Below are 4,627 nucleotides of genomic sequence, written 5' to 3'. Positions count from 1 at the left end.
CCGCGCCGCTGCTCGACACGCTGGTCTCCGACGGTGTCGCGGGGAGGCTGGCCGCGCAGGACCCGACGCTGTGGGGGCCGGACGCCGAGGCCGAGGCGTCGGTCCGGCTGGCGTGGACGGCACTGCACCGCGGCTCGCGACCGCTCATCGGCGAGATCGAGCAGCTGCGCACCGAGCTGCGGTCGGAGGGGTTCGACCGGATCGTGCTCGCCGGGATGGGCGGCTCCTCGCTCGCCCCCGAGGTGATCACCCGCACCGAGGGGGTCCGGCTCACGGTGGTGGACACCACCGACCCCGACCAGGTCGCCGACGCCCTGGCGGGCGAGTTGGAACGCACGGTGCTGGTGGTCTCGTCCAAATCCGGCACGACGGTGGAGACCGACAGTCACCGGCGCATCTTCGAACGGGCGTTCACCGAGGCGGGCGTCGACCCGGCACGGCGGATCGTCGTCGTGACCGACCCGGGCTCCCCGCTGGCCGAACTGGGGGCCGAACGGGGCTACCGCCGGGTGTTCACCGCCGACCCGGACGTCGGCGGCCGGTACTCGGCGTTGAGCGCGTTCGGCCTCGTGCCCGCCGGGCTCGCGGGTGCCGACGTGGCCCGGCTGCTCGACCAGGCGGCACTGGTTGCCGACCGGTTCACGGCCGACGCACCGGACAACCCGGCACTGGTGCTGGCCTCCGCGCTGGCCGCCGCGCACGCGGACGGCGCGGAGAAGGTGGTGCTGGCCGACACCGGCTCCGGCATCGCGGGCTTCGGTGACTGGGCGGAACAGCTGATCGCCGAGTCCACCGGCAAACAGGGCACCGGCCTGCTCCCCGTGGTGGTCGAGGGGGCCGACGCACCCGGCTTCGCCGACGCGGGCGCCGACGCCACCCCGGTGGCGGTCGGGACGACCGTGGACGCCGCGCGGGTGGTGACCTCCGGACCATTGGGGGCGCAGTTCCTGCTGTGGCAGTACGCGGTCGCCGTGGCGGGCAGACTGCTCGGCATCAACCCGTTCGACCAGCCCGACGTGGAGGCCGCGAAGAAGGCCGCGCGGGCGTTGCTGGACACCTCCGCGCAGGCGGGCGGGTCCGCGGGACCCGACGCGGTGTTCGGCCCGGTCGAGGTGTCCGCGAGCGGGGTGCCCGGGCCTCCCGACACCGACACGCTCGCGGCGGTGCTGCGCCGGTTCGTCGACACCGCGGACGGGGACGGCTACCTCGCGGTGCAGGCGTACCTGGACCGGCTGGACGACGCCTCGGCCGAGCTGCTGCGCACCGAACTCGCCCGCCGCACCGGCCTGCAGACCACGTTCGGCTGGGGGCCGCGCTTCCTGCACTCCACCGGCCAGTACCACAAGGGCGGCCACCCGAACGGGATCTTCCTCCAGCTCACGGGCGCGGTCACCGACGACCTCGCCGTGCCGGACCGCCCCTACACCCTGGGGACCCTGCAGCGGGCGCAGGCACTCGGGGACGGCCGGGTGCTGGCCGACCACGGCAGGCCGGTGCTACGGCTGCACCTGACCGACCGCGCGGCGGGACTGGCCGAGGTCGTCCGTGCCGTGCAGGAACTCCGGCGATGAACAGGCGGGAGCGCACCCGATGACGGCGCAACCGGCGACGCGGACGTGGACCAACCCGCTCCGCGATCCCCTCGACAAGCGGCTGCCGAGGATCGCGGGGCCGTCCAGTCTGGTGATCTTCGGCGTGACCGGGGACCTCTCCCGCAAGAAGCTGATGCCGGCCATCTACGACCTCGCCCACCGGGGCCTGCTGCCCCCGGGGTTCTCGCTGATCGGGTTCGCCCGCCGGGAGTGGGCGGACCAGGACTTCGGGCAGCAGGTGCACGACGCGGTGGCCGAGCACGCGCGGACACCGTTCCGGGAGTCGGTGTGGAACCGGCTGGCCGAGGGCATCCGGTTCGTCCAGGGCAGTTTCGACGACGACGACGCCTTCGACCGGCTCGCCGAGACCGTGCACACCCTCGCCGAGGAGCGGGGGACCGGCGGCAACACCGCGTTCTACCTGTCCATCCCGCCGTGGGCGTTCCCGACGGTGACCAAGCAGCTCGCCCGCTGTGGGCTGGCCTCGTCGGACGAGGACGCGTGGCGCCGGGTGGTCATCGAGAAGCCGTTCGGGCACGACCTGGACAGCGCCCGCGAACTCAACGCCGTGGTCAACGACGTCTTCCCCGAGGAGTCGGTCTTCCGCATCGACCACTACCTCGGCAAGGAGACCGTGCAGAACATCATGGCGCTGCGCTTCGCCAACCAGATGTTCGAACCGCTGTGGAACGCGCACTACGTCGACCACGTGCAGATCACGATGGCCGAGGACATCGGGCTGAACGGCCGCGCGGGCTACTACGAGGGCATCGGGGCCGCACGGGACGTGATCCAGAACCACCTGCTCCAGCTGCTGGCGCTGACGGCGATGGAGGAGCCGGTGTCCTTCGAACCGACGGCGCTGCGTGCGGAGAAGGTGAAGGTGCTCGGCGCGATGACCGCGGTGGGCCCGTTCGACGAGACCACCGCGCGGGGCCAGTACACCGGGGGCTGGCAGGGCGGCACGAAGGTGCCGGGACTGCTGCAGGAGCAGGGATTCTCGAAGGACTCGACCACCGAGACCTACGCCGCCGTGACCCTGGAGGTGCGCAACCGGCGCTGGGGCGGGGTGCCGTTCTACGTGCGCACCGGCAAACGGCTGGGTCGCCGGGTCACCGAGGTGGCGGTGGTGTTCAAGCGGGCTCCGCACCTGCCGTTCGACTCCACCGCCACCGAGGAGCTCGGGGAGAACGCGCTGGTGATCCGGGTGCAGCCGGACGAGGGCGTGACCATGCGGTTCGGCTCGAAGGTCCCGGGCACCACGATGGAGGTCCGCGACGTCACGATGGACTTCGGCTACGGGCACTCGTTCACCGAGAGCTCGCCGGAGGCCTACGAACGGCTCATCCTGGACGTGCTGCTGGGCGAGCCGTCGCTGTTCCCCGGCAACGAGGAGGTCGAGCTGTCCTGGCGGATTCTCGACCCGGTCCTGGACTACTGGGCCCGGGAGGGCACCCCCGAGCCGTACGAACCGGGCTCGTGGGGGCCACCGTCCGCCCGGGCGATGCTGGCCCGCACCGGCAGGCACTGGAGGCGCCCGTGATCATCGATCTCCCGTCGACGACGACATCCCAGCTGAACAGGAAGATCGTCGAGATCCGGGAACGCGGCGGCGCGGTGGCGCTGGGCCGGGTGCTCACGCTGGTGATCGCCGCGGAGGACGACGAGCAGCTCGAGGCGTCCATCGACGCCGCGAACGAGGCCAGCCGCGAGCACCCGTCGCGGGTGATCGTGGTGGCCAAGGGCGCGCGCACGGCCGCGCCCCGCATCGACGGGCAGATCCGGGTGGGCGGCGACGCGGGCGCGAGCGACGTCATCGTGCTGCGCCTGTACGGCCCGCTGGCCAACCAGGGGCGTAGCGCCGTGGTGCCGCTCCTGCTCCCGGACACCCCGATCGTCACCTGGTGGCCGGGGCGGGCACCGGCCGCGCCCGCGGGCGACCAGCTCGGCCAGCTGGCGCAGCGCCGGATCACCGACTCGGCCGCGCAGAGCAACCCGATCCGGGCCATCCGCGGCCGGAGCCGGACCTACAGCGAGGGGGACACCGACCTGGCCTGGACCCGGCTGACGAACTGGCGGGCCCAGCTCGTGTCGGCGCTGGACCTGCCGCCGTTCGAACCGGTCACCAGCGCGTCGGTGACCGGCGAGGCCGACTCCCCGTCCACGGAGCTGCTCGCCGGGTGGCTGGCCGAGTATCTGCGGGTCCCGGTCCGGCGGGTCAAGACCACCGAGGCGGAAGGCATCGTGTCGGTGTCGCTGGACCGGCCGTCCGGCCCGATCGAGCTGTACCGCCCGGACGGCAGGACGGGCACCCTGACCCAGCCGACCCAGCCTCCCCGCCGGGTGGGGCTGCAGCGCAGGACCACCCGCGACTGCCTGATCGAGGAACTGCGCAACCTCGACCCGGACGAGGTCTACGAGGCCGCGTTGCGCGGCCTCGGCAAGCTCTCCCCCGGGCGCAGCCGGCGCGGGAAGGGCACGCCCGGGGACGGGGAGTCCGGCACCTCCGCCGGGGCCCCCTCCGGCGGACGCACGACCACGACCACGAAGCGACGCTGACGACCGACAACCACCGGCAGAGAGGTCGGACCATGTCCACCGACGGAGGATCTTCCGGACCGGGCTCCGGCGACGGGGCCACCACCGACGTCGTCGTCCACCCCGGTCCGGACGTGCTGGCCGCCGCCTGCGCCGCCCGGCTGGTCACGGCACTGGCCGACGCGCAGTCCCGGCGCGGCGGGGCGTCGCTCGTGCTCACCGGCGGGGGCACCGGCATCGCCGTGCTGGAGCAGGTGCGGGACAGTCCCGCACGGGACGCGGTGGACTGGTCGCGGGTCGAGTTCTTCTGGGGCGACGAGCGCTTCGTCCCCGCCGACGACCCGGAGCGCAACGAGAAGCAGGCCCGCGAGGCGCTGCTCGACCACGTCCCCGTCGACGAGACCCGGGTCCATCCCATGCCGGCCTCGGACGGCGAGTTCGGGGCCGATCCGGACGCGGCGGCCGCGGCGTACGCGGCCGTGCTGGCCGCCGCCGCG

Annotated in this window: 4 protein-coding genes; all 4 read left to right on the top strand. The window is 73.4% G+C overall.

Translation table 11 applies throughout. The features are described from left to right. Nucleotides 1-8: 8 nt before the first annotated feature. Nucleotides 9-1,571 (top strand): glucose-6-phosphate isomerase, encoded by a 1,563-nt coding sequence (locus SACPADRAFT_RS24610; RefSeq protein ID WP_051442340.1) that lies wholly within the window; start codon nucleotides 9-11, stop codon nucleotides 1,569-1,571. 19 nt (nucleotides 1,572-1,590) lie between these two features. Next, nucleotides 1,591-3,135: a glucose-6-phosphate dehydrogenase gene (gene zwf / locus SACPADRAFT_RS0200890; RefSeq protein WP_007026604.1), complete on the top strand. Its 1,545-nt coding sequence runs from the start codon at nucleotides 1,591-1,593 to the stop codon at nucleotides 3,133-3,135. Then, entirely contained in the window at nucleotides 3,132-4,151 is a 1,020-nt protein-coding gene (opcA, locus tag SACPADRAFT_RS0200885; protein WP_007026603.1) for a glucose-6-phosphate dehydrogenase assembly protein OpcA, read from the top strand. The genes zwf and opcA overlap by 4 nt, the downstream gene beginning before the upstream one ends. A 32-nt stretch (nucleotides 4,152-4,183) precedes the next feature. Continuing rightward, nucleotides 4,184-4,627 (top strand): 6-phosphogluconolactonase (locus tag SACPADRAFT_RS31900; protein WP_007026602.1); only part of this gene is annotated, 444 nt, incomplete at its 3' end.

This window comes from Saccharomonospora iraqiensis subsp. paurometabolica YIM 90007 (genome assembly GCF_000231035.2).
Lineage (GTDB): Bacteria > Actinomycetota > Actinomycetes > Mycobacteriales > Pseudonocardiaceae > Saccharomonospora > Saccharomonospora paurometabolica.
This window is presented reverse-complemented; position numbering and strand designations above follow the sequence as displayed.

What these genes read in the sequence shown, in the direction of transcription:
- zwf (WP_007026604.1), top strand. Translation starts at nt 1,591, where the DNA reads ATGACGGCGCAACCGGCGACGCGGACGTGGACCAACCCGCTCCGCGAT.